Source organism: Thiocapsa rosea, assembly GCF_003634315.1.
Lineage (GTDB): Bacteria > Pseudomonadota > Gammaproteobacteria > Chromatiales > Chromatiaceae > Thiocapsa > Thiocapsa rosea.
In genome coordinates this window covers 3,761,302-3,787,243 of the sequence record NZ_RBXL01000001.1, presented here as the reverse complement: position 1 = coordinate 3,787,243, position 25,942 = coordinate 3,761,302, and the positions used below count along the sequence as shown (strand labels likewise).

The 25,942-nt window shown below is 62.7% G+C and carries 24 protein-coding genes, 1 tRNA gene and 1 pseudogene; 12 read left to right on the top strand and 14 right to left on the bottom strand.

Going from position 1 to position 25,942, the window contains the following annotated elements:
- Nucleotides 1-94 precede the first annotated feature (94 nt).
- On the bottom strand, nt 95-649 hold the full coding sequence (locus BDD21_RS17075; RefSeq protein WP_120798165.1) for a hypothetical protein: 555 nt from the start codon (nt 647-649) through the stop codon (nt 95-97).
- A gap of 129 nt (nt 650-778) precedes the next feature.
- Here BDD21_RS17075 and BDD21_RS17070 point away from each other — a divergent pair, with 129 nt between their 5' ends.
- The 11 genes from BDD21_RS17070 to ccmI all read left to right on the top strand — a co-directional run bounded on the left by BDD21_RS17070 (nt 779) and on the right by ccmI (nt 10,118).
- Nucleotides 779-1,897 carry an Sfum_1244 family protein gene (locus tag BDD21_RS17070; protein WP_120798164.1) on the top strand — a complete coding sequence of 373 codons (1,119 nt, stop codon included), beginning with the start codon at nt 779-781 and terminating at the stop codon, nt 1,895-1,897.
- Nucleotides 1,898-1,915: 18 nt separating this feature from the next.
- Nucleotides 1,916-2,743, top strand: a complete 828-nt coding sequence (locus BDD21_RS17065) for a tyrosine-protein phosphatase (RefSeq protein WP_120798163.1) — start codon at nt 1,916-1,918, stop codon at nt 2,741-2,743.
- Between the two features lie 224 nt (nt 2,744-2,967).
- The gene (gene ccmA, locus BDD21_RS17060; RefSeq protein WP_120798162.1) at nt 2,968-3,585 is read left to right on the top strand and encodes a cytochrome c biogenesis heme-transporting ATPase CcmA; all 618 of its coding nucleotides are present in this window, start codon (nt 2,968-2,970) and stop codon (nt 3,583-3,585) included.
- Nucleotides 3,586-3,591: 6 nt separating this feature from the next.
- A complete protein-coding gene (gene ccmB, locus BDD21_RS17055) occupies nt 3,592-4,263 on the top strand; it encodes a heme exporter protein CcmB (protein ID WP_120798161.1) in 672 nt (223 codons plus the stop codon).
- 23 nt (nt 4,264-4,286) lie between these two features.
- Entirely contained in the window at nt 4,287-5,045 is a 759-nt protein-coding gene (gene ccsA / locus BDD21_RS17050; protein WP_120798160.1) for a cytochrome c biogenesis protein CcsA, read from the top strand.
- Nucleotides 5,042-5,212, top strand: coding sequence for a heme exporter protein CcmD (gene ccmD / locus BDD21_RS17045; protein ID WP_120798159.1), 171 nt, complete (start codon nt 5,042-5,044; stop codon nt 5,210-5,212). The genes ccsA and ccmD overlap by 4 nt, the downstream gene beginning before the upstream one ends.
- The gene (gene ccmE, locus BDD21_RS17040; RefSeq protein ID WP_120798158.1) at nt 5,209-5,685 is read left to right on the top strand and encodes a cytochrome c maturation protein CcmE; all 477 of its coding nucleotides are present in this window, start codon (nt 5,209-5,211) and stop codon (nt 5,683-5,685) included. Before ccmD ends, ccmE begins: the two co-directional genes overlap by 4 nt.
- Complete coding sequence (locus tag BDD21_RS17035) at nt 5,685-7,670, top strand: heme lyase CcmF/NrfE family subunit (protein ID WP_120798157.1); 1,986 nt, start codon at nt 5,685-5,687, stop codon at nt 7,668-7,670. Before ccmE ends, BDD21_RS17035 begins: the two co-directional genes overlap by 1 nt.
- On the top strand, nt 7,667-8,257 hold the full coding sequence (locus tag BDD21_RS17030) for a DsbE family thiol:disulfide interchange protein (protein ID WP_120798156.1): 591 nt from the start codon (nt 7,667-7,669) through the stop codon (nt 8,255-8,257). The genes BDD21_RS17035 and BDD21_RS17030 overlap by 4 nt, the downstream gene beginning before the upstream one ends.
- Complete coding sequence (locus BDD21_RS17025) at nt 8,254-8,754, top strand: cytochrome c-type biogenesis protein (protein ID WP_211335087.1); 501 nt, start codon at nt 8,254-8,256, stop codon at nt 8,752-8,754. The genes BDD21_RS17030 and BDD21_RS17025 overlap by 4 nt, the downstream gene beginning before the upstream one ends.
- Entirely contained in the window at nt 8,751-10,118 is a 1,368-nt protein-coding gene (gene ccmI / locus BDD21_RS17020) for a c-type cytochrome biogenesis protein CcmI (protein ID WP_120798155.1), read from the top strand. Before BDD21_RS17025 ends, ccmI begins: the two co-directional genes overlap by 4 nt.
- Nucleotides 10,119-10,319: 201 nt before the next feature.
- Here ccmI and BDD21_RS17015 read toward each other — a convergent pair whose 3' ends face one another.
- On the bottom strand, nt 10,320-10,793 hold the full coding sequence (locus BDD21_RS17015; RefSeq protein ID WP_120798154.1) for a YbhB/YbcL family Raf kinase inhibitor-like protein: 474 nt from the start codon (nt 10,791-10,793) through the stop codon (nt 10,320-10,322).
- Between the two features lie 446 nt (nt 10,794-11,239).
- Between BDD21_RS17015 and fusA the strand changes: the two genes are divergently transcribed.
- The gene (fusA, locus tag BDD21_RS17010) at nt 11,240-13,285 is read left to right on the top strand and encodes an elongation factor G (RefSeq protein WP_120798153.1); all 2,046 of its coding nucleotides are present in this window, start codon (nt 11,240-11,242) and stop codon (nt 13,283-13,285) included.
- Nucleotides 13,286-13,517: 232 nt separating this feature from the next.
- Here fusA and BDD21_RS17005 read toward each other — a convergent pair.
- The 12 genes and pseudogenes from BDD21_RS17005 to BDD21_RS16960 all read right to left on the bottom strand — a co-directional run bounded on the left by BDD21_RS17005 (nt 13,518) and on the right by BDD21_RS16960 (nt 25,851).
- Nucleotides 13,518-16,600, bottom strand: a pseudogene (locus BDD21_RS17005) (type I restriction endonuclease subunit R).
- A gap of 49 nt (nt 16,601-16,649) precedes the next feature.
- Entirely contained in the window at nt 16,650-17,072 is a 423-nt protein-coding gene (locus BDD21_RS17000; RefSeq protein ID WP_245969661.1) for a type II toxin-antitoxin system VapC family toxin, read from the bottom strand.
- 5 nt (nt 17,073-17,077) lie between these two features.
- On the bottom strand, nt 17,078-17,332 hold the full coding sequence (locus BDD21_RS16995; RefSeq protein WP_120799985.1) for a FitA-like ribbon-helix-helix domain-containing protein: 255 nt from the start codon (nt 17,330-17,332) through the stop codon (nt 17,078-17,080).
- Between the two features lie 158 nt (nt 17,333-17,490).
- Complete coding sequence (locus tag BDD21_RS16990) at nt 17,491-18,720, bottom strand: restriction endonuclease subunit S (RefSeq protein WP_281269184.1); 1,230 nt, start codon at nt 18,718-18,720, stop codon at nt 17,491-17,493.
- Nucleotides 18,721-18,725: 5 nt separating this feature from the next.
- Entirely contained in the window at nt 18,726-19,415 is a 690-nt protein-coding gene (locus tag BDD21_RS27920) for an ISAs1 family transposase (protein ID WP_170164795.1), read from the bottom strand.
- Nucleotides 19,416-19,453: 38 nt separating this feature from the next.
- Nucleotides 19,454-20,518: a Druantia anti-phage system protein DruA gene (locus BDD21_RS28730; RefSeq protein ID WP_245969660.1), complete on the bottom strand. Its 1,065-nt coding sequence runs from the start codon at nt 20,516-20,518 to the stop codon at nt 19,454-19,456.
- Between the two features lie 193 nt (nt 20,519-20,711).
- On the bottom strand, nt 20,712-20,852 hold the full coding sequence (locus BDD21_RS27905; RefSeq protein ID WP_170164794.1) for a hypothetical protein: 141 nt from the start codon (nt 20,850-20,852) through the stop codon (nt 20,712-20,714).
- On the bottom strand, nt 20,849-21,355 hold the full coding sequence (gene rhuM, locus BDD21_RS16980) for a RhuM family protein (RefSeq protein ID WP_120798150.1): 507 nt from the start codon (nt 21,353-21,355) through the stop codon (nt 20,849-20,851). The genes BDD21_RS27905 and rhuM (BDD21_RS16980) overlap by 4 nt, the downstream gene beginning before the upstream one ends.
- Before the next feature lie 144 nt (nt 21,356-21,499).
- The gene (locus BDD21_RS16975; protein WP_120795416.1) at nt 21,500-22,750 is read right to left on the bottom strand and encodes an ISL3 family transposase; all 1,251 of its coding nucleotides are present in this window, start codon (nt 22,748-22,750) and stop codon (nt 21,500-21,502) included.
- A 37-nt stretch (nt 22,751-22,787) separates the two neighbouring features.
- Complete coding sequence (rhuM, locus tag BDD21_RS16970) at nt 22,788-23,435, bottom strand: RhuM family protein (RefSeq protein WP_120798149.1); 648 nt, start codon at nt 23,433-23,435, stop codon at nt 22,788-22,790.
- Entirely contained in the window at nt 23,432-25,609 is a 2,178-nt protein-coding gene (locus BDD21_RS16965) for a type I restriction-modification system subunit M (RefSeq protein ID WP_120798148.1), read from the bottom strand. The genes rhuM (BDD21_RS16970) and BDD21_RS16965 overlap by 4 nt, the downstream gene beginning before the upstream one ends.
- Before the next feature lie 165 nt (nt 25,610-25,774).
- Nucleotides 25,775-25,851: transfer RNA gene (locus BDD21_RS16960), tRNA-Met, on the bottom strand.
- Between the last annotated feature and the right edge of the window lie 91 nt (nt 25,852-25,942).

Sequence of the window (25,942 nt, the reverse complement as noted above, 5' to 3'; positions counted from 1 at the left end):
AATCCTATGACGACAACGACAACGAAACATTCCGCAACGGTTTGGCTCGAGACTCACGGCGTCAGGGACTCCATGCCTTGCGCAGACGTCGAACTCACTCGAACAGATCGCGGAAGGCTTTGGAGAAGCGCTTGTAAGCGTCCCATCCGTCCTTGTCCATCACCTGATCGATGACCCAGCGGTTCTCCTCGCTCGGACCCATCAGGGATTGAATCTCGAAGCCGAGATGGCGCAGGAAGGCGTAGCTCGGGCCCTCGTCGTCGAATTGGTAGTCGGCATACTCGCCGGAGCGCGCGTTGAGCCGCGCGATGAAGGGCCCGCCGTAATCGCCCGGACCGAGCAGGTCCTGCGTGTTGTCCTGCACATGCTCGAAGACCTTCTTCGCGAAGGCGGTAATCAGGGTGCGACGCTCCTCGTCCTTCAAAATGACCTGCGACATGCGATCCGCGATCTGGATCAGAAAAACCAGATACTCCTCGATCACGTCCAGGCGCTGACGATCGCTCTCGTAGACGAAGCGTTCGCAGTGCAGATTGATGGCCTTGTCCACGGCGATGCGCCAGGCGATGAAGGCCAGCGCGCTCGCAATCTCCGGGAGCGAGCGCTCCTGATCGTCGTTCCACCAATGACTCTTGATACGTAATGCCACGTCCGACTCCTGTTTCGCGACTTGTTTGGGCCGACGCCGCCCCGAGATTGGCAGGGCGGCGGGAAGTTGCCGGCCTAATGTCCTATCATTCTACTCAGAAAAAAGACCTTTCCGGCTCGAGGTGTTCAGATGCCGAATCCTGCAATCAGCGTGCTGGCCGAGGCCGTGCAGTACAACTGTCACGTCTCGGATGCGCGCCACGGCGCCGATGACTCGCTCTGCATCTATCTGATGAAGATGCGGGAATACTTTCGCTGGGAAAAGCACCTCCCTTATGGTGCGTCCTTGGAGCGCGAGCAAGTCGGCGAGTGGCTCCAAGCACGCGAGCAGCTCTGGGAAGAGCTCGAAGAGGCGGAGATGCGGCCCATCGAGATCGATGGACAGCGTTTCGACCCCTTCGACGCGGAGGCCATCAACAGCCGACTCGCCCCGCTCGGTCTGGTCTACAGCGGCGGGTTCGGCAACCGCGCCAAGCCGCACTTCGTGCTCGGCGCACTCGAGCAATACCGCTCGAGCGAAGGGTATTCGGTCTTCGTGGTCGCCGACGAGTACGCCCGTGACCTGACCGCGCCGCCCGCCATGACCCTGGGTCGAACCATCTTCGTGCGGCGCGAGTCACTGCGACGCTACTTGTGGGAAAAGCTCGAAGGCTGGCGCTGGCACCGCCCCGAGAACGCGCTCGGGCGCGCATTCGCCTGCTACGACTTCGAGGGTGCACTCGAGTCGTCGCTCGATGCCATGACCGAGCGCGAGATCACGGCGCTGCTGCTGCACGAACAAGGCGAGTTCGAGGCCGGCCTCCGGCTCGGGGAGGATTGGAACGCCATGCTGACGGCGCTCGCCAACACGCCGGCCGAGCTGATGGCCCGTGCGGTGCGCGACCACCTCGCCGATTGTCTCGTGACCCTGCCGGCGCTGGCCGAGGCCCGCGAGCCGGCCTCGCTGCATTTCTACATCGGCACCCTCACCGGTATGCGTCTGCATCTTTTTCCGGCGTTACGCGATGCCTATGCGACCTGGCTGGAGACCGACTCTACGGATGCGTTCGTGCGAATCGCGGACCAAGGTCGCGCCCATTGGGCGCAGGTCGCCGAGGCGATGCTCAGGCTCTATCGGCAACACGGCGGCGAGACGCCCCACGCAATCCACGCCGAGGGGCCGGATGAGAAGCCGGATGAGAACCCGGAGGGGAGCCCCGATGCCGTCCCGGACGCGATCAGGCATCTTGTTGAATCTCATCGACTCTAGCGCCCGCACAAGGGATCCATGCGACAGGAACCCGCAGTGATCGATGTCCATTGCCACATCCTCCCCGGGCTCGACGACGGTGCGCACACCTTCGAGACGGCGATCGAGATGGCCAGGGCAGCCGTCGCGGGTGGAACCCGGGCAATCGTCTGCACCCCGCATCACCTGAACGGGGTCTACAAGAACCCCGGCAACCTTATCCGGCACGCCTTGGCCGACCTTCAGCAACGCCTGGCCGACGCGGACATCACGCTCGGCCTTTTTCCGGGCGCGGAGATCCATCTCGTCCCCGAGGCGCCGAGCCGCGTGCTCGACGGCAGCGCCCTGACCTACAACGATCGCGGCAAGGCCGCGCTGGTCGAGCTTCCGAAGAACGTTGTTCCGCGGGGTGCCGAAGTGCTCCTGGGACAGTTCCTGAGGCACGGAATCACGCCCGTCATCGCCCACCCCGAGCGCAATCTCGTGCTCGCGCGACGCCCGCAGCGCCTGGCTGAATGGATCGATTGGGGCTGCAAGGTCCAGCTCACCGCGCAGAGCTGCAGCGGTGATTTCGGCGAACGTCTGCAAGGACTCAGTCGTCGCTGGCTGGAGTCGGGATGGGTACACTTGATCGCCTCGGATGCCCATCGTCCCACGGGCCGCAGTCCGGACACGCTGTCGGCGGCACGCGCCCGCGTCGTCGAATGGCTGGGGGAGGAGGCGGCGAGCCTGCTGACACTGGACAACCCGCGACGTCTGCTCGACGGGGAGGATCTCATTGCACTGGCGCCCTGCATAACGGCCGAAAAGACGCCGGCCGAAAGCGACTGGATGCGTTTTTTGCCTTGGCGGCGCCGAGCGCAATGAGCCGGCGGCCCGCGACGCGCGTGCAGACAGCTGCAGCAACAACGACCGCGCGAGTGGATCCTGCCGGAAGTCGTCGCTCGGGGCGGTTGTAGAATCCGAACCCAGCGTATATGGTTGCTCGCCGGCCTCGGTCTGCGACCGAACATCAAGCGGATTCGACAAGATCCGTGAAGCGATCGCGCAACCGGCGCGTTCGGATTCTTCCAGGGAACCCTTTCGTTTCTATGTTAGAGGTGACACAGCTCGAATGCCGGCGGGGCGACCGCATGCTGTTCTCCGGCCTGGACTTCGCCGTTGCGGGGGGCACGCTCCTGCACGTGCGCGGCGCGAACGGCAGCGGCAAGACGACGCTGCTGCGCTCGCTGTGCGGGCTATTCACGCCGGACTCGGGCGAGATCCGCTGGAACGGCGAGTCGACCCGTCGTCTCGGCGAGGACTATCGTCGCGATCTGCTCTACTTCGGGCATCTGAACGGCATCAAGGCCGACCTGACGGGTATCGAGAATCTCCGGGTCGCTGCAACCCTGGACGGGGACCGCGTCGACGAATCCGCGATCTGGGCGGCGCTGGCCCGAATCGGCCTGGTCGGTTTCGAGGATCTGCCCACGCGCATGCTGTCGCAGGGTCAGAAAAAGCGCGTGGCCTTGGCGCGGCTGATCCTGAGCAACGCCCCGCTCTGGGTCCTCGACGAGCCCTTTACCGCATTGGACGTCGGCGCCGTGGATCTGCTCGAGACCCTCATCGCCGAGCATGTGGCGCACGGGGGCATCGTCGTCCTGACGACTCACCAGGAGGTCGGATTGACCTCCGGTCAGGTCGAACGCCTTCAACTCGGGAGCTGACCGGCCGTGCTGCGTGTCTTCTGGTGTGTTCTGCTGCGTGATCTGACGCTGGCCCTGCGGCGACGCACGGACGTCTTGACCACACTTTTTTTCTTCATCATCGTCGTGAGCCTGTTTCCGTTGGGCGTGGGCACGGAGCGACAGGTCCTGCAGATCCTCGGCCCCGGTGTGGTCTGGGTGGCGGCCCTGCTGGCCTCGATGTTGGCGCTCGAGCGCCTGTTCGCCGCGGACTACGAGGACGGCACGCTTGAGCAAATGGTCTTGACGGCGCAACCCTTGTCGCTTCTGGTGTTGGCCAAGATCACGGCACACTGGTTGCTGACCGGTCTGCCGCTGGTCCTCATCGCCCCGCTGGTCGGCATGCAGTACCATCTCTCCAACGATGCAATCGTGACGATGATGGCGGCCCTCTTACTCGGCACACCTGTGCTCAGTCTGATCGGAGCGATCGGCGCGGCACTGACCCTGGGATTGCGCGGCGGCGGCATCCTCTTGTCCTTGTTGATCCTGCCGCTCTACATCCCGGTGCTGGTCTACGGAGCCGGGGCGGTGACGGCGAGCGGCATCGATATGGCGGACACGCGACCCTATCTCGCCCTGCTCGGGGCGTTTTTGGTTGCTGCGCTGACGTTTGCGCCGCTGGCATCGTCGGCTGCGCTTAAGATTTCAATCGAATAAACCGAGGGATGACCCCTTCACCAATGGCTTCGAACTGGTTTAGATTTGCCGCTCCGGCCTCCTTCTACCCGATTGCGGGACGACTGATCCCGGTGTTTTGGATCCTGACCGGGGTGTGTCTCTTGGTCGGCCTCTACTGGGGGTTCTTCCAGACGCCCGACCAGCTCGGCGGGAGCAATGCGCAGAAAGAGTACTACCGCATCATCTTCATCCACGTCCCGTCCGCTTGGATGTCGATGTGGCTCTATGTCGTGATGGTGGGTTGGGCTGCGATCGGACTGGTGTTCAACACGCGGCTCTCGTTCATGATGGCCAACGCCATCGCACCGACCGGGGCCATCTTCACCTTCCTGGCGCTCTGGACCGGGGCCTTTTGGGGGCGTCCCAGCTGGGGCACCTACTGGGATTGGGATCCACGCCTCACCACGGAGCTGATCCTCTTCTTCATGTACATCGGCTACATCGCGCTGCACTCGGCGATCGACGACACGCGACGTGCCGACCGGGCTGCCGCACTACTGGCGATCGTCGGGCTGGTCATGGTCCCGCTGATCTTCTGGTCCGTGAACTGCCCGGATCCGAACCAATGCGCCGCACTACATCAGCGGTCCGACCTGACGCAGATCGAGGGCAACATCCTTTTTTCGATGCTGGCGGTGACCTTCGGGTTCTGGATGTACTCCTTCGCAACCGTCCTGATGCGGCTGCGCAGCATCATCCTGACCCGCGAGGCCGACAACACTTGGGTCCGGGACCTTCTCGTCGGGGGCCATCGAGCATGAGTGACTTCTTCTCTCAAGGCGGTTACGCCTTCTTCGTGTGGGGCGCCTACGGCATGGTCGTGGTGCTGCTCGTGGCGGAAATTCTTCAATTGCGCGCTCAACGGCGAACCATTTTGGCCCGTCTTGGTCGATTGATCCGGATGCGCGACTCTGGAGTGAATCAATGAAAGCAAGACAGAAACGTTTGGTGTTCGTCGGCCTCGCGATCGTCGGCGTCGGCGCGGCCTCGGCCTTGGCCTTGAGTGCACTCAACAGCAACATCTCTTATTTCTTCAGCCCGTCTCAAGTCATCGCCAGCGAGGCGCCGGCCGAGCACGTCTTCCGTCTCGGGGGTTTGGTCACACCGGGCACGGTGGCACGCCAAGAGGACGGCTTGACGGTCAAGTTCGACGTCACGGACAACGCCGAGACGGTGACGGTCGCCTACACCGGGATCCTGCCCGACCTTTTCAGCGAGGGCCAAGGGGTGGTGACGAAGGGTCGACTCGGTGCGGACGGCGTTTTTTATGCCGAAGAGGTCCTCGCCAAGCATGACGAGCAGTACATGCCGCCGGAGGTCGCCGACACCCTCAAGACGGCGCATGTGAGCGGGGTCATCGAGTCCGTCGGCACTGCCGGCACCGGCGGAGCCTCCAACTGATGGTCCCCGAGCTCGGTCACTTCGCCCTTGTTCTCGCACTCGTCATCACGATCGCGCAGGCATCCGTCCCGCTGCTCGGCAGCTTCGTCGGCAACCGCCGCTGGATGGAGATGGCTCGACCGCTTGCCCGCGGCCAGCTGACCTTCGTCGCCATTGCCTTCGTCGCGCTCCTGCATGCGTTCCTGACCGACGACTTCTCGGTCGAATACGTCGCGGGCCACTCCAACACCCTGATGCCGCTGCTCTACAAGGTCTCGGCAATCTGGGGTGGTCATGAGGGATCCTTACTGCTCTGGGCCTTAATGGCGGCCGGATGGGGCGCGGCCGTCGCGGCCTTCAGTAAGAATCTGCCGTTGGCGATGGCGGCACGCGTCATTTCGGTCCTCGGCATGGTGGCGATCGGCTTCCTGCTGTTCATGCTGCTGACCTCGAATCCCTTCGACCGGCTCTTCCCGGCACCGCTCGAGGGTCGCGACCTGAATCCGTTGCTGCAGGACTTCGGTTTGGCGATCCATCCGCCGATGCTCTACATGGGCTATGTCGGCTTCTCGGTCGCCTTCGCCTTCGCCATCGCCGCACTCATCGGCGGCAAGCTCGACTCGGCCTGGGCACGCTGGTCGCGGCCCTGGACCACAGCGGCTTGGGTCTTCCTCACCATCGGTATCGCCTTGGGCTCCTGGTGGGCTTACTACGAGCTGGGTTGGGGCGGCTGGTGGTTCTGGGATCCGGTCGAGAACGCCTCCTTCATGCCTTGGCTGGTGGGTACGGCGCTCATCCACTCGCTCGCCGTCACCGAGAAGCGTGCGGCCTTCAAGAGCTGGACAGTGCTGCTCGCCATCTCGGCCTTCTCCCTGTCGCTGCTCGGGACCTTCCTGGTGCGCTCGGGCGTGCTGACGTCGGTGCACGCCTTCGCGACCGACCCGGCCCGCGGCAGCTTCATCCTGATCTTTCTCTGCATCGTGATCGGCGGCTCGCTGGCGCTCTATGCCTGGCGTGCACCGACCATTTCAGGCGGCGGCCGCTTCGACATCCTCTCGCGCGAGAGCTTTCTGCTGGTAAACAATCTGCTCTTCGCGACGCTGACAGTCCTGGTCTTGTTCGGCACCCTTGCACCGCTGATCTACGAGGCTGCGGGATGGGGCAAGATCTCGGTCGGCTTCCCCTGGTTCAACAAGATGTTCATATCGCTCTCGCCCTTCCTCATCGTAGCGATGGGGATCGGGCCCTCGACGCGCTGGAAGCACGACGAGCCGATGCGGCTGGTGCGCTCGCTTTGGATCGCGCTCGCGCTCGGCATCGCCGTCTTCATCGTGGCCCTGCAGCCGATCTTCGAGGACGGCGGGCTCGCGATGGCCTTCGGCCTGAGCATGAGCGCCTGGCTGGTCGGCACGCACCTGATCAGCCTCGCCGAGCGGCTGAAGAACAAGGGCGGTTTCCGGGGGCTGTCGGCCGATTTCAGCGCCCGCAACCTGAGCTACTACGGCATGTGGACCGCGCATATCGGCATCGCCGTCTTCATCGTCGGCGTCACCATGGTCTCGATCCACGGCTCCGAGACCGATGTGCGGATGTCTCCGGGCGACGTGCACGAGGACTCGGGCTACCGCTTCCAGTTCAACGGCGTACAGGCGGTCCCCGGACCCAACTACCTCGCGCAGCAAGGCGAGTTCATCGTCTTCAAAGACGAACGACAGATCGCCGTGCTCTATCCGGAGAAGCGCTCTTATTTCTCGGGCGGTATGCCGATGACCGAAGCGGCCATCAACGCCGGATTCCTGCGTGACCTCTACGTCTCGCTCGGCGAGCCGGTCGGAACGGATGGCGATTGGGCACTGCGGGTCTATTACAAACCCTTTGTGCGCTGGATCTGGCTCGGCGCGATCTTCATGGCACTCGGAGGCCTCCTGGCCATGGCCGATCGGCGTTATCGCACGATGCGGCGCACTGCTGATGTCCCGGCCGGGGCCCTGGCGGCACGCTCATGACGACGACCACCCCCTCAGCGACAACGGCGGCCAAAAAGGCGGCAACAAAGGCGAAGCGGCGCGCGCTCATCCCGCTCGCCATCTTCATGGCACTGGCCGCGCTGCTGTTCTACGGGCTGCAATTGGATCCGCGCAAGGTCCCCTCGCCGCTCGTGAACAAGCCTGCACCCGTGTTCGAGCTCGAGTCGCTGGACGACCCGAGCCGAATGGTCACCAACGAGATCCTCATGGGGAAGGTCTCGCTGGTGAATGTCTGGGCCTCTTGGTGCCCGTCATGCCGTCAGGAGCATGGCGAGCTGATGCAGATTGCACGCAACAACGATGTCCAGGTCGTCGGGTTCAATTGGAAGGACACAAGACCCGAGGCGCTCGAGATGCTCAGGCGTTACGGCAATCCCTACGTCGTGAGCGCCTACGATCCGGACAACCGCTATGGTCTGCACTGGGGCGTCTACGGTGCCCCCGAAACCTTCGTGGTCGACGGCGAAGGCATCATCCGTTACAAGCACATCGGGCCGGTCGACCGCAACGTCTGGGAAACCACCATCCGCCCGATCGTCGAGCAGTACAGACCTCAGTCATCATGATTCATCGCGTCCGCAAGCTGTCGTTGTCCCTCGCGCTGATCGCCGGCATCCTGGCGTTCGGTCAACCATCGGCCTACACGCTCGAAGAGTTCAAGTTCGAACAACCCGGTCAACACGAGGCGTTTCGCGACCTGATCGCCAAGCTGCGCTGCCTGGTCTGCCAAAACGAGTCGCTCGCCGGCTCTCAGGCCGGTGTGGCGCAGGACCTGCGCGAAGAGGTTTATCGTATGATGCTCGAGGGGCAAAGCGATCAGGAGATCGTGACCTTCCTCGTCGATCGCTACGGCGACTTCGTGCTCTACGAGCCTCCGATGAAGCCATCGACCTATATCCTCTGGTTCGGCCCCTTCATCTTCCTCGGCGTGGGCGGCTACCTGCTCTTCCGCACGCTCGGGCGAAAGAAGGACGAGGCCGAGGAGGATCTCAGCGAAGCCGAACGCGCCCGTCTCCAACGACTGCTCGCCGCCAGCGGCGACAACCAAGAAAAACTCAAATGATCATCTTCTGGATTTTGACCGCCGGGCTCATAGGCCTGGCGTTGTTTTATGTCGCCCTGCCCCTGCTGCAACCCGAGCAGACGAACGAAGCACCCGAGCAGGACGAGCTGAACCTCACGGTCTTCAAGCAGCGCCTGCAGGAGCTCGATGCCGACCTCGCCGGTGGCTTTCTCGAACAGGATCAGTACGCCGCGGCACGACGCGATCTGGAACGGGATCTGCTGCGCGACATCCCGGGCGAGATCGCTGCCTCGGGCCGTCGCGGTCCTTCCGGCGGCCGCTGGATGGCGCTCGTGCTGGCCGTGGCGGTGCCGACATCGGCGGTGCTGATCTACAACGAGATCGGCAACCGCGAGATCATCGAGCGCTTCGAGGGTGTCGCACTGCGCGGCGAGACACCACAGACCCTGATCGGACCCAATGGCGAGGAGCTCCCGCCGCTCGAGGTCTTGGTCCAGCGTCTCGAGGAGCGTTTGGCCGAGGATCCGAACAACGTCGATGGATGGTTGATGATCGGCCGGACCTACTTCACCATGCGCCGTCCGGGGCAGGCACTCGACGCCGTCTCGAAGGCTTATGCGTTGGCCCCGGAGCGCCCGGATGTGATGCTAGCCTTCGCCGAGGCCACGGCCGCGAACAACAACAACAGCCTGGAAGGCGAGCCGGCTGCGTTGATCGAGCGCGTCCTCGAGGTCGAGCCCGACAACGCCAGCGCCCGCTGGCTGTCGGGGATGCTCTATTACCAACGCGGGCAATACACCGCCGCGGCGACCGCATGGCAGCGTATCCTCGACGAGATGGACCCCGCGTCTGAGGACGCTGTAGACATGCGCACGATGATCACGGAGGCGAGGACGCGTGCGGGTGCGCCGGCGCCGGACGCTGCTGCCGAAACAGCCTCCTCTGCGGCGACGCCCGAAGGAACGGAACAGGCGGCACAACCCGCAGCGCAGCCGTCAGAGACCGCAGCGCCCGCCTCCGAGTCGGCATCCGGGCCAGCATCCGAGCCGGTTGCGGCCGCATCGGTCACCGCCGACGTGAGCCTGGATCAAGCCATATCGGCCGGTGCGGCGCCGGACGACATCGTATTCGTCTTCGCGCGCGCCGTCGCCGGCCCGCCGATGCCACTCGCCGTCCAGCGCGTTCAGGTCAAGGACCTGCCGACCCGCGTGACCCTCGACGACAGCATGGCCATGATGCCCGAAATGAGTCTCTCGGCCTTTCCGCAGGTCATGATCGGCGCACGCGTGGCCAAAAGCGGCCAAGCGACACCGCAACCAGGCGACCTCGAAGGCGAAAGCGGGCCGATCGACAGCGCCGGAAAGACGCAAGTCGCCGTCGTCATCGACCGTATCAGGCCCTAAACCCACTAAACCGCGTCCGGCGCGACAAGCGCCGGTTCCGCCTGACCTCGACCTCGCATCGACCCAAAGACCTTACAGTAGACGCGGTTTAGAAAATTAAAAAAATTCATTTAAACCGCGTCCGCTGCACCCCTTGCGTGTCGCCGCGACGCATCATCACCTGAAATCCTCGCGTGTCGCTCCAAGACGCGGTTTAACGGTTTAACGCTTCTCGTAGATGCCGACCAGCTCGGTATGGTCGAGGATGTGCTCGTCCATGGCCAGCAGGAGTTCATCCTTGGTCGGGTTTCCCAGCTCGCTCGGCAGGCGGACATCGAGCGCGAAAAGACAATGGAAATAGCGGTGACAGCCGATCGGCGGGCAAGGCCCGCCATAGCCGACCCGGCCCCAACTGTTGATCCCCTCGCCGGTCCCCGGGGGAAGACGATCGGAGGTCATTCCTTCGGCGAGCACGGCATCGGGCGGCAGGTTATAGAGGATCCAATGATCCCAGACCATCCGCGGAGCGGCGGGATCCGGGGCATCCGGATCATCCACGATCAAGACCAGGCTCGCGGTACCTTCGGGAAGACTCGCCCAGGACAGAGGCGGCGAGATGTCGTCACCCTCGCAGGTATAGCGTACCGGGATGCGCGCTCCGTCGACAAAGGCGTCCGATTTCAGAACCATTGACATCTTTTCGTCTCCACAGATGTGCTAACCTAAGGGCATCAGCGCCCCGTCCTCTCGTTTCGACAACGATTCGGGTCATGGCGTTTAAACCGAGCGGAAGTCGCTCGGCGACATCGATCGAGCCCACGCTCTCGGATCCCTTATTTAGGATAGCGCGAATACAGACAGTCGAGACCAGAGATCGATTCGTCCGGACAGGCGGACACGATCGCCTCGAAATCGCTCTTCCTCTCAATAGCTGTGCGTCCTTCGGCGGCCGATCGGCCGCCTTTTTTTGGCCTGCAAATCCGGCTTGCAAATTGATCCGCGACAGGCCGAGACGCGAATTCCGCCCGATCCCCAATCAGGGTGACACCCGAGTTACGGTATAATTTCGCCCCGTCAATACACCTCGACGGGAAGCCGAACGACGCCCCGCACCTCTCCCAAACGCCACTACAGGATCACCGATGTCTGATTACAACGCCGAGGACGTCCGCAACATTGCCCTGGTCGGTCACGCCGGATCCGGCAAGACCACGCTGGTCGAAGCGCTGCTCGCCGCGACCGGAGTGATCTCGACACCCGGCAACGTGACCAAAGGGACCACGGTCTGCGACTTCGATCCGATGGAGAAGGAGCTGCTCCACTCCCTGGACGCCTCCATCACCAGCTTCGACGCACACGAAAAGCATGTCAACCTGATCGACACCCCCGGGTATCCGGATTTCCTGGGACGCTCCATTTCGGTCTTGCCGGCCGTCGAGACCGCTGCGATCGTCATCAATGCGCAGTCCGGGATCGAGCCGATGACCCTGCGGATGATGAAGGCGGCCGACAACCGCAATCTCTGCCGAATGATCATCGTCAGTCAGATCGACGCGCCCGAGGTCGACCTGGCCCAACTGACCGATCAAATCCGCGAGACCTTCGGCGCCGAATGTCTTCCGATCAACCTGCCTGCCGAAGGCGGCCAGCGGGTCATCGACTGCTTCTTCCAGCCGAGCGGCGAAGGTGCCGACTTCTCATCGGTCGCCGAGGCCCACAGCCGGATTATCGACCAAGTGGTCGAGGTCGACGAAGCCTTGATGGAGATCTATCTCGAGCAGGGCCAGGAGCTCAAGCCCGATCAACTGCATGACCCCTTCGAGGCGGCGCTGCGCGAGGCCCACCTGATCCCGATCTGTTACGTGTCGGCAACGACCGGGGCCGGCATCAACGAGCTCATCGAGATCATCACGCGCCTGATGCCGAATCCCTCGGAAGGTAATCCCCCGCCCTTCCTCAAGGGCGAAGGTGCCGACATGACGCCTGTCACCGTTGATCCGGACCCCGGCAAGCACGCCATCGCGCACGTCTTCAAGATCATCAACGATCCGTTCCGCGGCAAGCTCGGGATCTTCCGTATCCACCAGGGACGCATCACGGCGCAAAGCCAGCTCTACATCGGCGACGCCCGCAAGCCGTTCAAGGTCAACCATCTATATCGACTCCACGGCGCCGAGCAGATCGAGGTCCCCGAAGGCGTTCCCGGCGATATCCTGGCGGTTTCCCGCATCGACGACATCCATTTCGACGCCGTCCTGCACGACTCGCACGAGGAGGACCATTTCCACCTCTCGAGCCTGGAGTGCCCCGTTCCGCTGTTCGGTCTCGCGATCCACCCAACCAAACGCGGCGACGAGCAAAAGCTGACCGATGCCCTGCACAAGCTCGAATCCGAAGACCCCTGCTTCCACGTCGAGCACAACGCCGCCGCAAACGAGACGGTCATGCGCGGACTCGGCGAGCTGCATCTACGCGTGCTCTTGCGCAGACTTGCCGAGCAGTACCATGTCGAGGTCGAGAGCCATCCGCCGAGCATCCCTTACCGCGAGACCATCACGGCCCCTGCCGAGGGACATCATCGCCACAAAAAACAAACCGGCGGCGCCGGACAGTTCGGCGAGGTCTATCTGCGGGTGGAGCCGATGGAGCGCGGCGCCGGCTTCGAGTTCGTCGATGCCGTCGTTGGAGGCGTGATCCCGAACAACTTCATTCCGTCGATCGAAAAAGGCGTGCGCCAAGTGCTCGAAGAAGGCGCCATCGCCGGCTTTCCGATGCACGATATCCGCGTCACGGTCTACGACGGCAAGTTCCACCCCGTCGACTCCAAAGACATCGCCTTCTCGACGGCAGGGCGCAAGGCGTTCATCGAGGCTGTGGAGAAGGCCCGCCCGGCCCTTCTCGAGCCGATCGTCAAGATCCGGATCACCGCCCAAGGCACCGCGATGGGCGACCTCGCAGGCGACCTCTCCAGCCGCCGCGGCCGCATCAACGGCAGCGACAGCAAGAGCCGCGGTCGGATCGTCATCGAGGGCGAGGTCCCGCTCGCGGAACTCAACGGCTACGATGCACGCCTGAAGGCCCTCACCGGCGGTGAAGGCACCTACAGCATCGAGCTCAGCCATTACGACGCGGTCCCCGCCACCATTCAAAAGCAGCTCGCCGACGCCTACCAACGCGCGGAAGACTGACCCGCCCACACGGACCGGCGCTCGGCGTCGGTCCGTGCCCTACCACGAGAATCGAGGCTCCGGACCTCCCGGCGGCCTCGTCGTCCACTAGAACGAACGACCATCCCAACCTCAAGGAACTCGTAACACCCGCTCCGCGGTGGCACGCAGCCAAGGCACACGAACAGATCTTGCCAAGGCACACGAACAGATCTTGCCGAGGCGACGTCGAAAGCGCAGCACGACGCTTCGTTCAGTGCGCTTCGTCTTGGCCTCGTACACGGCGGAAGATCTCACGCGCCAGGTGCTCATGTGCCGCCGAGCGGAACTTGGTGTCCGTCATCACCCGCGAGAAAATCTCCTCGTTGCCCTCCATGCGTGCGATGAACAACTCGTCCAGCATGCGATCCAGATAGGCCGCGAAGTTCGTGAAGTTGTTGGCTCGGGCCGCCTCGGCGATTGTCTCGTCGTGCTCCGCCGAGGCCCGAATCTGGTCGAAGAACAACTGATCCGCCTCGGCGAAATCGGTGCCGAAGCGCTCGTTGAGTCGGTCGATCAAACTCGACAGCGCAACGTCCTCGTCCCTGACGCCGCCCGTGCCGACATCGGTCGGCCCCTTCAGCGGATAGATCTCGCCCTGCGCAAGGTCGATGGAGCCCTCGGTCATCTGCTGGAGCCGGAAGAACCGCAGGGCCACCTCGTCATCCAGCACGAATCCCCGGCCATCACCCGGCGACGGGAGCTTCGCCAACAGGTTCCGCACGAAGGCATAGAGCCGCTCGAGATCGCTGTCCTGGTAGGGGATGATCTGCGACAGGAAGGCGTAGAGATTTCGATAGGCCGTCAACTGGCCGCGAAACTCCTCGCGTTCGTCTTCCCCCCGTTCCTGGAAACGCTGCACGACGGCATCGAGCACGGCATTCATCACTTTATGATCGCTCGCCGAGTGGTCGCGCTTGCCGCGGTACCAGACCTCGGCGAAGGCGGTCACATCGGCGGGCGTGAAGATTGCCCATTCCAGCAGGCGGTGCTGCAGTTCCGACAGGCGCTGCGGATCGGCATTCTCGCCTACAGGCGTCGTCTCATAGTAGGGCTTGAACGCCTGATGGATGTCGTCCTCCTCGTTGGCAAAATCGAGCACGAGGGTGCGCGACTTGCCGGGCGCGATGCGGTTGAGGCGCGAGAGGGTCTGCACCGCCTGAACACCGGCCAGTCGCTTCACCACGTACATCGTCTGCAACAAGGGCTGGTCGAAGCCGGTCTGATACTTTTCAGCGACCAGGAGAACCCGATAAGCGTCGCGCTCGAAGGTTTCGGGCAGCTCGCTCTCGGCCAATCCGCCGTTCATCGCCACCTCGGTATAGGACGATCCGGGGCGTCCGGGTCCTCGACCGTGCCCGAGAAGGCCACCAGCGAGCGAATGCCGCTGTAGCCCTGCGCTTTGATGTAGCGGTCGAAGGCGAGCTTGTACTTCACGGCGGCAAGGCGGGACCCCGTGACCACCATTGCCTTCGCGCGCCCGCCAAGCTCATGCATCACATAGAGCCGGAAATGCTCGACGATGACGGAAACGACCTGCTCGATATTGACCGGATGCAGCTCCAGGTAACGGGTCAGGGCCTTCGCGGCCTTCTTGCGCGGCACATCGGGATCATCCTCGATCTGTTTGATCAGCCCGAAGAAGCGCTTGTAGGTGGTGTAGTTCCGGAGCACATCCAGGATAAAGCCCTCCTCGATGGCTTGCCGCATGGAGTATTCGTGGAAGGGTGACGTGCCGGACGGACCTGGCTCATCGAACAGGGCCTTGGTCTTGAACTTCGGTGTGGCCGTGAAGGCGAAGAAACTCAAGTTCGGCTGCCGGGTGCGTTGCAGGGCATCGCGCAGCACGGCTGCCCTGGCCTCGTCCGACAGGTCGTCGTCCTCCTCCCCGGAGAGCTGGGCGGCAATGGCCGCCTCGATCCCGTGCTTGTTCAGCATGCCCTTCAACGCAGTGGCGGTCTCGCCGCTCTGGGACGAGTGCGCCTCGTCGACGATGACGGCGAAGCGTTTGCCCGCCGTGTCGATCATCACACCGCCGCCGTTTTTCTCCAGCGTCGAGAGTGCCTGAGAGATGAAGGGAAACTTCTGCATGGTCGTAATGACGATGGGCGTGCCCCGGGACAGGGCACGGGCGAGCTGCTGGGTGTCCTCGTCGATCTTCTCGACCACCCCGGTCTTGTGCTCGAACTGATAGATCGTCGCCTGCAACTGCTGATCCAGCACACGCCGGTCGGTCACGACGATCACCGAGTGAAACACCTTCTGGTCCTGTGCGTCGTGCAGGCTCGCCAGCCGGTGCGCGAGCCAGGCGATGGAGTTCGATTTGCCCGAGCCGGCCGAGTGCTGAATCAGGTAATTCCGGCCCGCCCCATCGGCTTTGGCGTGCGCGACCAGCCTGCGCACCGCGTCGAGCTGGTGGTAGCGCGGAAAGATCATGGTCTCCTTCCGCACGGTGCGCACGCCCTTCTCGGTCGTAACCTGCTTCTCCTTCACTTCCAGATGCATGAAGCGTTGCAGGATCTCCAACAGGCTGTCGGCCTGCAGCACCTCGTCCCAGAGGTAATGGGTCTTCCAGTTCCCCTCCACCGGCGGGTTGCCCGCCCCATGGTTGTTGCCCCGGTTGAAGGGTAAGAAATGGGTCTCCTTGCCCTGCAGTCGGGTCGTCATCCAAACCTCGTCCGGGTCCACGGCGAAGTGGACCAAGGCGCGCTTCTTGAATGCGAAGAGCAGATCGCGCTCGTCCCGCTCGCTCTCGTACTGTCGCACGGCATCGGTGGCCCGCTGTCCGGTCAGCGGGTTCTTCAACTCGGCGGTGACGACGGGGATGCCGTTGACAGCCAGGGTCACGTCGATGATGCAGCGGCGGTGCCTATTTCCATTAGGGCCATCCGCTTTCTTCATGACAGAGGTAAAGCCGACCTGCCGGGTGATGGTCAACCGGTTCTTCGCGTAGCTCTTCGCCGCATCGGGATTCATGCGGGTGTTCGGGCGAAAAAAGGCCATTCGGAAGGTCTTGCCGTAGCACTTGAACCCGTGCCTCAGGACATGGAGCGTGCCCTTGAGCTCCAACTCCTTCGACAAACTCTCGAGCACGGTCGTCGCGGTCTTCGCCCCGAGCAGCGCCTCCAGCGCCTCCCATCTGGCCGGCTGGCTGTCTCTTAGGAAGCCGGTAACATCCTCGGGGAAGAGAGCCAGCGACTCATCGTAGTCCTTCGGACTGCGCTTCTCGTAACCACCCGCGCTCGTCAGGCCGGTCTCGATGGCAGTCTCGAACGCGGCTTCGTCATGTCCCGACATCAGCTCTCCTTCGCAACGTCATAACGCACATGTAGTGACTTCAGCGGGCTCAGCTCGTCTCGGGCGGGGTAGCCCAGGGATCGATCACCGTCAACCCGACCGCGCGATAGGGTGAGACATCCCGGCTAGCCACCTCGTAGCCCCAGCAGGCGGCGCTGGCGGCGATGTAGCCATCGGCGGTGGACAAGCCGCGCCCGGTCTGCCGTGCCGTAAGTGCCAGGTCGGCGTAATGGCACGCCGCGTCGGCGTCGAACGGCAGCACGCGGCCGGGAAAGAGTGCCATCAGACCTTCCAGCGCGCGGGCCAACCGCTCCTTTCTGTGCCCGTCAGGCAGTGTAGCGATGCCGAACAACAACTCGGCCAGCGCGACGCTGGGCAGATAAAGCGTCTCGGTTGGCTGCGTATTCAGCCAGGCGAGCACCCGGGGATTAGGCTCGGGGCGCATCGCCTCGGAGACCACGTTGGTGTCCAACAGGATCAATCCAGATTCACCGGTGCAGCCGTTGTGCGGTCACGTGATGCCTCCAGCATCGTGATCTCATCGTCGGTCAAGCCGACCTCCCGGCCCAGGGCAGCCAGCGCGTCCCCCAAGCGCCGGGGCTCGGGAGTCTTAACCGCCTCGGCCAAGATGGCGCGGACCTCCCCCTCGGTGCTACGGCCATGCTCGGCAGCGCGCAGCCGCAACGCCCGGTGGACATCGTCCGGCAGATTGCGGACCGTCAGGGTTGCCATGGTGGTGACCTCTCGATTGCTGTCATTGACAGCAACTTTGGTCGAAGGGCCGCGATGGGACAATTCGATGGTGCGACGTTGCTGGTCGATCGTGGCGGACGTCTGCCGCAGATTAAGTGGTGTCTTACGCCGCACAGGTGTGGCTCGATCCGGTCATGCTAGGTCACTTCCGGGATCTGGCCGGTAACCGCGGTGGTGATGAGAGCAGCCCGATATTCAACAAGCTTGTCAATTGTATCCCTGACTCTTTCGGCGATAGCGCCGATAGGGGACAGCAGGGCACCTAAATGGTCCATCAACGCACGCTGCTCGGTTACGGGAGGTAGCGTCAAGATCAAGCCGCCCACTACAGCAGTGTTCAGACCCGAAAGGATCGCTCCCCGGCGCTCTGCCGCAATCTGCTCTGAAACGAATAGCGCCTCATGCAAGAGCAATAGCGCCCACTCTGGTATCAACCGTAATCGATTCGGCCGGATGCGGATTGTGTCGCTATCCGCAATTCCGGGGGCAATTCCCTCCGGCACACGCCTGCAGTTGCCGAGCGAGCCTTTCCGGGTAATGACCAAGTCACCAGGCAATAGTTCGTAGCGCTTCAATTCCTCGTATCGTTCTTCCTCTACCCATCTGCTTCCGCGCGAAAAATCGCCCGATATTGTGTTTTCCTGTCCGTACAGTTTGAACCCCGTTTCATAATCTGGAAGATTGGTTAGCATTCCGCCGAACGGTCCCATTTGCAGGCCGATTCCATCTTCAACGAGGCGCTTAAGCTGCCTGCACTCCCAATGCGCAGGAATATCACCAAGCCAGTCGATTCCGGAGGGTTTCATGGGGGCGTCGGGATTGATGCCTTTGGTGACGGCGCGGGTGATGAGGGCCTGCCGCTTCTCGGCCAACCGGTCCAGCAGTGCGCGCTTCTTCTCGATCAGCCCATCGATCCGCGCGGTCTTCTCATCCAGAAACCGCGCGATCTGCCGCTGCGTGTCGGGCGGTGGACAAAGGGCTCGTTCCTCTCGCAAATCTTGTTGACTGAGGTTCGGCTGGCCGCCGCCAACCGACATGGCAATCAGGTCGCCCCGGCGGTGCCAAAGCCAGTAGAAAAGGAAACGATTGTCAAACTGCTCGGACGCCTCGAACACGCAGCACGCTTGGTTGCAAGTTGCAGCGACTTCGGTAATCCCCAACCGCCCGATGGTTGCGCCGTACATCGCCATCATCACAGATCCCGGCCGGTACACTCTTAGGGTCGAATAATCATCTAAGGCTTCCTGAGTAACCTGCTGCCGCGTAGAGGATATGTAGTTCTCTCTGAGTTCCGCAGTGGTAACCCAAGGCGTGCCGTCGGAATCTGTGTAGTATCGAGCATCGTTGGATGTGGGTGCACGGCAAATCTGTTCTAGCCCGCCGGCGCCAGCCGGACCGGCGGGCGCCGGCGGGAGTTCTCGGTCATGCGCAGATAGTCGAATACCAGGCGGAGGTTGCGCGCCAGACGCTGGATGGTGGCGGAGACGGTGTCGCGGGACTTCGCCTTGATGACGCCGATGGCGAAGCGGCGTAGCGCGGTGATGTTCGCGGGGCCATGGCCGGTGCGAATGGTGCAGCGGTCCTCGTCCCAGTTCCAGTCCAGGGAGTAGTGACAGCCGTTTTCGATCGTCCAGTGGCCGCGATTCAAGCCCAGTACCCGTGCGGCATCGGCGGTGTCGCGGGTATGACTGGTCACCCCGTAGACGGTCTCGGTGGAGGTCTTGCCGGTCTTCTTCTCCACGGTGTGGCGCTCGATGAGGAAGGCCTGTCCGACACCGGGAAAATCCAGGTAGTCATTGAGGCGCTCGGAGGTCCAGATCGCGCGGCTCTCGATGCGGCCATGGCCCGGGGTGGGCGGCTCGCGGAAATCGGGTTGACCGCGGTCCTTCTCGAAGAACAGGCGAAGATCGGCGTGCAGGTTCGGCTGATTGTCTTTGACGGTGAAGACGTCGTGGGCGTCGCGCGCACGCAGGTACTCGGCGAGCTTGCGCTGGGTGAGCAAGGCGTCGGCGGTGATGGTCTTCCCGGTGATGTCCAGGGTCTCGAGGACCGGGATGACCATCCCGATCTCGTTGGTTTGCTTGGCCTCGTCGCGACCCTCTACGGGCAGGGTGCCGACTTTTTTTGGGTGTAGCAGGTCTGACTGCGGTGGCCGACGACGCCGAGGATGTGGGTCTGACGGCCATCGGCGTCGATGGCATTGCGCATCGTCTTGCCGTCGACGGCCAAGTCCTCGTCCTCGGCATGCTGGAGGTTCCAGCGTTGCAGGGCGCTGTTCAACGCGTCGGGGTCGACGCGCACGAGCACCTCGCGGATGACGGTGCGGCTGGGAACCTCGTAGCGGCGGTTGCGCCAGCGGCAGCGAAAGCGCGCCCGCGCTTGCTGGCTTAAGTCCTGCGCCCATAGGCTGATGGCCTTGTAGCCGCGCATCCCGCACAGGGTGGCTGCGGCGGCGATGGCCAGCACCGTGGGCAGGGGATGGCGCCGGCCCTGACCGCGACGCGGATCGGGAATGTCGGCGAAGAACTCGGGCAAAGACAGCATCTGATCGGCGCTCAACATGATGTGCGGGGCTCCGTGACGGTAACGGGGATCGAGGACGGGATGAGACAGGCAGGCGCGGGCGCGGGCGTGCAGGGGGCGGACAAAGACACGCTTGGCGGGGCCCGTCGCGGCGCTGTAGCCGGTGCGGGTGCGCCGATAGCCGCGGGTCTCGCCCACCTCGTGCCAGTTGGCGGCGCGGTAGATCGTGCCGTGAAACCGCTGCGGGTCGACAAAGGTCTCCAGCAACAGCAACGGGTAACCGAAACGCGCCGGCCAGTCGGTGGCCAGACGCCGTTCGCTCAGCGCCAGCACCCGCGAGGCGAGGTTCGCCACATGGTGCTCGGGCAGGATCAGAAACCGGCTGTTGTTGGCGATCAGGTGCAGACGATCGTATTGATGGCGAAAGTCCCAGCCGATCCAGGCATCGCGCGCGGCACACTTCCAGGCCGCGGCCGAGAAGCTCAGCAGCGCCAGCCATTGGCCCTGCCAAGTGGCGACATACCGGAGCGTGTCGCCGATCTTCGGCAACGCGCCAAGGTAGTGATGGGTCGCCATCAGGCTCTGGAAGCGCGCCTCGTCGGACGCGGCAACCGGTTGCAGGACGACCTCGCGAAGATTCACGCTCGGGTTCTCGGGTGGCGGCGACTACAGCGCTTTATACCCGCGCTGCCCGGTGGTGTCCAGAGTCGAGGACAACCGCACGGCAAAACAGTGAATCTGGGCTAGAACGGTTCCGCCCTGGATGTGGGTGTGCTCCCACTTCCAATGCGACCGAAGGCATGGGACAATTTCCAGGTTTGCCAGTCGTGGGCCGTCATTCCATGAGCCCCTCTCGCAGCCCCGCCATCTCCCCTTCGAGCTTCGTCATATCCGCCTCGATCTCATCGCGCGGATGCGGCGGCTTGTAGACGCAGAAACGCCGGTTAATCGGGATCCGAAAGCCGACCTTGATCATGCCTGCTCCTTTCCACCTTTACCTTTACCTCGGGCGCCTTTCCTCAGTTGTTTCCGCTCGGTGCCAAGCACGTTTGCCGACGCCTTCAGATCCTCGACATAACGGGCTTCGGCTTCGGCTTCGGCTTCGATGCGACGCCGCTCGGCGAAGGCACCGTATTGCCGGTTGGCATGGTCGAGCGCGTCCTGATGGCTGGTGCGGCCCGCGCCTTTGAGCACGGGCAGCTCGGTATCGCGGAGGAATTTATCGAGAAAGACCTCCCAATCGCTCATGCGGATGTCCTGTCGCCGCTGGGCGCGGAATTCGGCCTGATCGAGGAACATGACGGTGATGCGGTTCAGGGTGTCGATTTCCTGGTCGTCGAGGTAGTTCTTGGCGGTGCCGACATCCCGCTTCTGCACTTGACGGCCTTTCCAGTTGGTCGCGCCCATGTTGGGCTTCCCCGCATCGGCCCGCTCGTAGACGATCTCGGCCGCTGTAAGGCCGGTGGCGGCAAAGTGCATCTTGTTTGGCTCTCCCGGAATTCAGGGAAAGCGCTAAAATATTTAAAAACATGACGTTGTAGTCATTTTGACCGAACACGTTGGTTGAAAATATCGCTGGACGCACCCCGTCCAAGCCATTTTTAAGCGGTTGTTTTTCATTGATCAGCGCGCGAAAACCCGATAACCGCACAGATCGAGGTACACCCTCTGGTAGAGCCGGCGCAGGTTGCTCAAGCCATAGCACCGCCGTTTTAATACTTTGATCTTGTTGTTGAGACCTTCGACGAAACCGCTCGTGTGTCGTTCGGTAAAATAATTGGTGATCTCGTCCCAATGACGGCGCAACGTTTTCAGGAAGGATTGAAAACACGTCATCTCGGCGTTCTTGACCCGTCGCATCCAGCCACTGAGTTTGCGCTTGGCCTGACCTTTGGACAGGGGCATGTCGTAGACCTCGGTGAGGGCTTGGCTGAGGGCATGAGCTTGCGCGAGTTGCGGGGAATAGGCGAACAACCGGGCGCGGATCCGCCGTTCCTCGGCGCTCAAGTCGGATTCGCGCTTGCGCAGGATCCAATGGACGTTCTTGAGCCCGCCGTACTCGGTTTTCGACAGGTCGCGCTTGAGCCGGCGCAGTTCTGTCTTGCGCAACGTCTCCACGGCGTCGCGATACAAACGCGCGACATGGAAGCGATCGGCGCAGATGGCGACGTGCGTGCCGAAGACGGCCTTGGCCGCACCGATGAAGCCGCTGTACAGGTCGGTGCACACGACGCGAACGGTGCGCCGCAAGGATTTTGGGATCGTGCGCAAAAACGCCTCGATGGTCGCGCGCTTACGGTCCTTGAGCACGGCGAGGATGCTCAGGGTGTCCTCGACCCTGGCGCTGACGATCACCACGAAATTGCCGTGGCCTTTGGTCAAGGCGATCTCGTCGAGCCCGAGCACGGGCAGCGCCGTGAGCGTCGTCCAGTCGATCTGGCTCGGGACGCACCGATCGAGAATACCGTCGAGGTGCTCCGGGGTGACGGCCTCCTTGTGCGCGACGTCTTCCAGGGTGCTGTTGATCAGGGCGCGCATCAGGCTGTGTTCGAACGCACGGGTGAAGCCGCTGCGCGGGTCGTACCAGTCCACCCGTTGGGTGGTGGTGGGATGATCCCGGCAATCGGGGCAGCGATACCGTTTGGGACGAATGAGAATTTCGGTGCGATGCTCGAAGATCGACAGATGGCGCAACCGCCGTTCTTCACCGAGTCCATGCGGCTCAGTGATGCGTCGGCCGCAGCTCCGGCACTGCGTGCCCTCCTCGGTGCTGTGCACATGAATTTCCAGCACAGCGGCGTCCGTGATCTCGACGCGGTCGATGGCGATCTGCGGCAGTCCGAGCAGGCGCAGGAGTTGGCTCTGGTCAATCATCGGTTTTCCATTGAGTTAAAAGCGTTCGAATGGAAGTTTACCAAGATTGGCTGCGTAGAACACTGATTTTACTAAACTTGGCGTTCCCTGAGATCCGGGAGAGCCTCTTGTTTTGTACGGTGGCGAAGAAGAGCTGGGTTTCGCGCTCGCCATCGCGGTAATCGCTCGCGAGGGCGAAGATGTCGCGGATACGCTGGTAGACCCGGGCTTCGCTGGCGCGGATGTCGCGGATACGCGCAAGAAGCTCATCGAAATAGTCCACCGGGCTCGCCGTGCCTTTGAGCCGCTCATCATCGAGCGTGAAGCCCTTGACTAGGTACTCGCTGAGGCGTGCGGTAGCCCACTGCCGGAACTGAGTGCCGCGGGTCGAGCGCACGCGGTAGCCGACGGAGATGATCATCTCCAGGTTGTAGTGGTCGACGAGGCGCTTGACTTGCCGCTTGCCTTCGGTTTGAACAATTAAGTATTTCTTAAGAGTTGCCTCCGGCCGCAGCTCTTCCTCTTCGTAAATGGTTGTTATATGTTGGTTTATGTTGGGAACCGAGGTGCCGTAAAGCTCAGCGATCAGGCGCTGGGTCAGCCAGACGGTTTCGCCTTCGAGCAAAACGCGAATGGGCGCCGCGCCCTCGCCCGCGCGGTAGATCAGCAGGCCGCCACCGGGATGGTTTTCCTGTTGCTCACTCATGCGATGAGTCCATTCAGCAGCTCGGCGATTTCCCCTTCCAGTTGGCTGATGTCGGCCTCGATCTCGTCCAGCGGGCGCGGCGGCTTGTAAACATAGAAATGCCGATTGATCGGGATCTCGTAGCCGACCTTGGTCTTGTCGTAATCCACCCAGGCATCTGGCACATGAGGCAGTACCTCGCGCGCGATGTAGGCGTCGATCTCGGCTCGGAAGGCTGCGACCAGCCGATCGTTGGGCTTGTCCGGGCCGAAGTCCATCGGTAGGGGCAGCGCGGTGCCGGGCGGGAGCGGGATGTTTTCGGTGTCGCGTAGCTCGCTGTCGGGCTCAGGTTGACCATTGGTGTCTCGGCAGATCTCGGCGTCCGGATCGCGCTCGCCGAGAGCGGAAAAGATGGCCTTCTTGATCGGCGCCGGGAGCTTGATTCCCGCGTCCTTCGCGGCCTGCGTCAGGTCGGCCCCGAACGCGGCGCGGTCTATGTACCGCCCCTTGCCTTCCAGCGTCGTCAGCATTTCGCGGATTACGTCCTGAAGCCCCTGCCCCTCTAGGATCTCGCGTTCAACCGCCGCGGTGTGCTTGCGCTTCTTCGAGGTCGCCAGATTGGCGAAGGCGGTTTGGTAGTCGAGCTTCGCAATGCGCTCTGCGCTGGCCTCGAAATTCATCCGCAAGGGGCGCTCAACCGTGACCTTGAGGAAGCCGAATTCCCGGTTGTCGAAGATGCGGGAGATGACGCGGGTCTCCGTGTCGCCGTTGATCGGCACCTCGGCCGTCTCCCCGTCCTGGTAGTTGCCATAGACGCGGGTCAGATGGCGGATCTGCTCCTCGGTAATCTCGTTGCGCTTGTTGTTGAGGCTCTTCTTCATCTTCCGGAAGAAGCGGGTGCCGTCGATGAGCTGCACCTTGCCGCGCCGCTCGGTTGGCTTGCGGTTGGTCACCAGCCAGACGTAGGTGAAGATGCCGGTGTTGTAAAAGAGCTGGTCCGGCAGCGCGACGATGGCGTCGAGCCAGTCGTTTTCGATGATCCAGCGGCGGATGTTGGACGGCCCCGATCCGGCATCCCCGGAGAAAAGCGGCGAGCCGTTGAAGACAACCGCAATCTTGGAGCCCACCCGGTCCTCGTCCCCCGCAGCAAAGGGATGCATCTTGGAGATCATGTGCTGAAGGAACAGCAGCGAGCCGTCGTTGATGGCCGGCAGCCCGGCACCGAAGCGGCCCGAGAAGCCCAGGGTTTTATGCTCGCGCTCGACGGAGTCTTTTTGGTCCTTCCACTCGACGCCGAAGGGCGGGTTGGCCAGAAGGTAGTGGAAACGCCTGCCCTCGAAGCCGTCTCGGGTTTTGCCGTCGCCGAGGGTGTCGCCGAGCACGATGTTGGCCGTGTCCTCGTCCTTGATGAGCATATCCGAGCAGCAGATGGCCCAGGACTCGTCGTTGTATTCCTGGCCGTAGAGTGCAAGCTGCGCGCGTTTGTTCTGGTCGAGGATCAGCTTCTCCGACTCGGAGAGCATGCCGCCGGTCCCGCAGGCTGGATCGTAGATGGTGCGGTAGATGCCGGGTTTGTAGACGTCCTGCTCGCCGGTGTAGATGAGGTTCGCCATGAGGCGGATGACCTCGCGCGGGGTGAAGTGATCCCCGGCCTCCTCGTTGGCCTGCTCGTTGAAACGCATCACCAGATGCTCGAACAGGTAGCCCATCTGGAGGTTGTTGATCCGATTTGGGTGAAGATCGATCTCGGCCATCGCCTTGACGATGGTGAAGAGGCGGTTGCTGGCGTCCAGCTTCTCGATCTGGTCGGCGAACTTGAAGCGCTCGAAGATGCTCCGCGCGGTCGGCGAGCAACCGTTGATGTAGGAGACCAGGTTCGGGGCGATGTTCTCGGAGTCGCCGAGCAGGCGGGCGAAGGTGTAGGGACTGGTGTTGTAGAGCGGGTGTTTGCGGTTCGGATCGGCGGCCTTGCCGAGCAGCCGATCCATGGCCGCCGTGGGCATCTGCTGCGCCTCCAGCACGGCGCGCTGCTGCAGAACGGCATCCTTCGTAGGCTCCAGGACGCAATCGAGCCGGCGTAGAACAACCATCGGGAGCATGACCAGGCGATATTGCGGCGGCCGATACGGCCCCCTGAGCCGATTCGCGATCTCCCAGATCTTTCCTTTCAGCTCTTCGTGCGCCTGCATGTTCACGGATGGATTTCTCTTTCTTTGGTCGTCGGCACTCTTCGCCGCACTTCCCGGGGGGTCGCTCGCTCATCCACGGACCGATCTTATCGACCCCACAGCCGGTGGCATAGAGGATTCGCGAGCAAAAAAAAGGGCTTGCGGCGGTTAACCGTAAGCCCTTTTTCTATTTGGTAGCGGGGGCAGGATTTGAACCTACGACCTTCGGGTTATGAGCCCGACGAGCTGCCTGACTGCTCCACCCCGCAACTGAGTCGACAAGATTACAGGGGAAAGGCCGAGAGTGCAAGCGCTTTTTGATCGTCGATTCGCTCGACCCGCGTCCGACCTCCCCCTTCC

Bases quoted from the DNA above. Each gene is read 5' to 3' on its own strand.
- BDD21_RS17070 (WP_120798164.1), top strand. From the start codon at position 779: ATGCCGAATCCTGCAATCAGCGTGCTGGCCGAGGCCGTGCAGTACAAC.
- BDD21_RS17065 (WP_120798163.1), top strand. From the start codon at position 1,916: ATGCGACAGGAACCCGCAGTGATCGATGTCCATTGCCACATCCTCCCC.
- ccmA (WP_120798162.1), top strand. From the start codon at position 2,968: ATGTTAGAGGTGACACAGCTCGAATGCCGGCGGGGCGACCGCATGCTG.
- ccsA (WP_120798160.1), top strand. From the start codon at position 4,287: ATGGCTTCGAACTGGTTTAGATTTGCCGCTCCGGCCTCCTTCTACCCG.
- ccmD (WP_120798159.1), top strand. From the start codon at position 5,042: ATGAGTGACTTCTTCTCTCAAGGCGGTTACGCCTTCTTCGTGTGGGGC.
- ccmE (WP_120798158.1), top strand. From the start codon at position 5,209: ATGAAAGCAAGACAGAAACGTTTGGTGTTCGTCGGCCTCGCGATCGTC.
- BDD21_RS17035 (WP_120798157.1), top strand. From the start codon at position 5,685: ATGGTCCCCGAGCTCGGTCACTTCGCCCTTGTTCTCGCACTCGTCATC.
- BDD21_RS17030 (WP_120798156.1), top strand. From the start codon at position 7,667: ATGACGACGACCACCCCCTCAGCGACAACGGCGGCCAAAAAGGCGGCA.
- BDD21_RS17025 (WP_211335087.1), top strand. From the start codon at position 8,254: ATGATTCATCGCGTCCGCAAGCTGTCGTTGTCCCTCGCGCTGATCGCC.
- ccmI (WP_120798155.1), top strand. From the start codon at position 8,751: ATGATCATCTTCTGGATTTTGACCGCCGGGCTCATAGGCCTGGCGTTG.
- BDD21_RS17015 (WP_120798154.1), bottom strand. From the start codon at position 10,793: ATGTCAATGGTTCTGAAATCGGACGCCTTTGTCGACGGAGCGCGCATC.
- fusA (WP_120798153.1), top strand. From the start codon at position 11,240: ATGTCTGATTACAACGCCGAGGACGTCCGCAACATTGCCCTGGTCGGT.
- BDD21_RS16995 (WP_120799985.1), bottom strand. From the start codon at position 17,332: ATGGCAACCCTGACGGTCCGCAATCTGCCGGACGATGTCCACCGGGCG.
- BDD21_RS27920 (WP_170164795.1), bottom strand. From the start codon at position 19,415: ATGGTCATCCCGGTCCTCGAGACCCTGGACATCACCGGGAAGACCATC.
- BDD21_RS27905 (WP_170164794.1), bottom strand. From the start codon at position 20,852: ATGATCAAGGTCGGCTTTCGGATCCCGATTAACCGGCGTTTCTGCGTC.
- rhuM (WP_120798150.1), bottom strand. From the start codon at position 21,355: ATGCACTTTGCCGCCACCGGCCTTACAGCGGCCGAGATCGTCTACGAG.
- BDD21_RS16975 (WP_120795416.1), bottom strand. From the start codon at position 22,750: ATGATTGACCAGAGCCAACTCCTGCGCCTGCTCGGACTGCCGCAGATC.
- rhuM (WP_120798149.1), bottom strand. From the start codon at position 23,435: ATGAGTGAGCAACAGGAAAACCATCCCGGTGGCGGCCTGCTGATCTAC.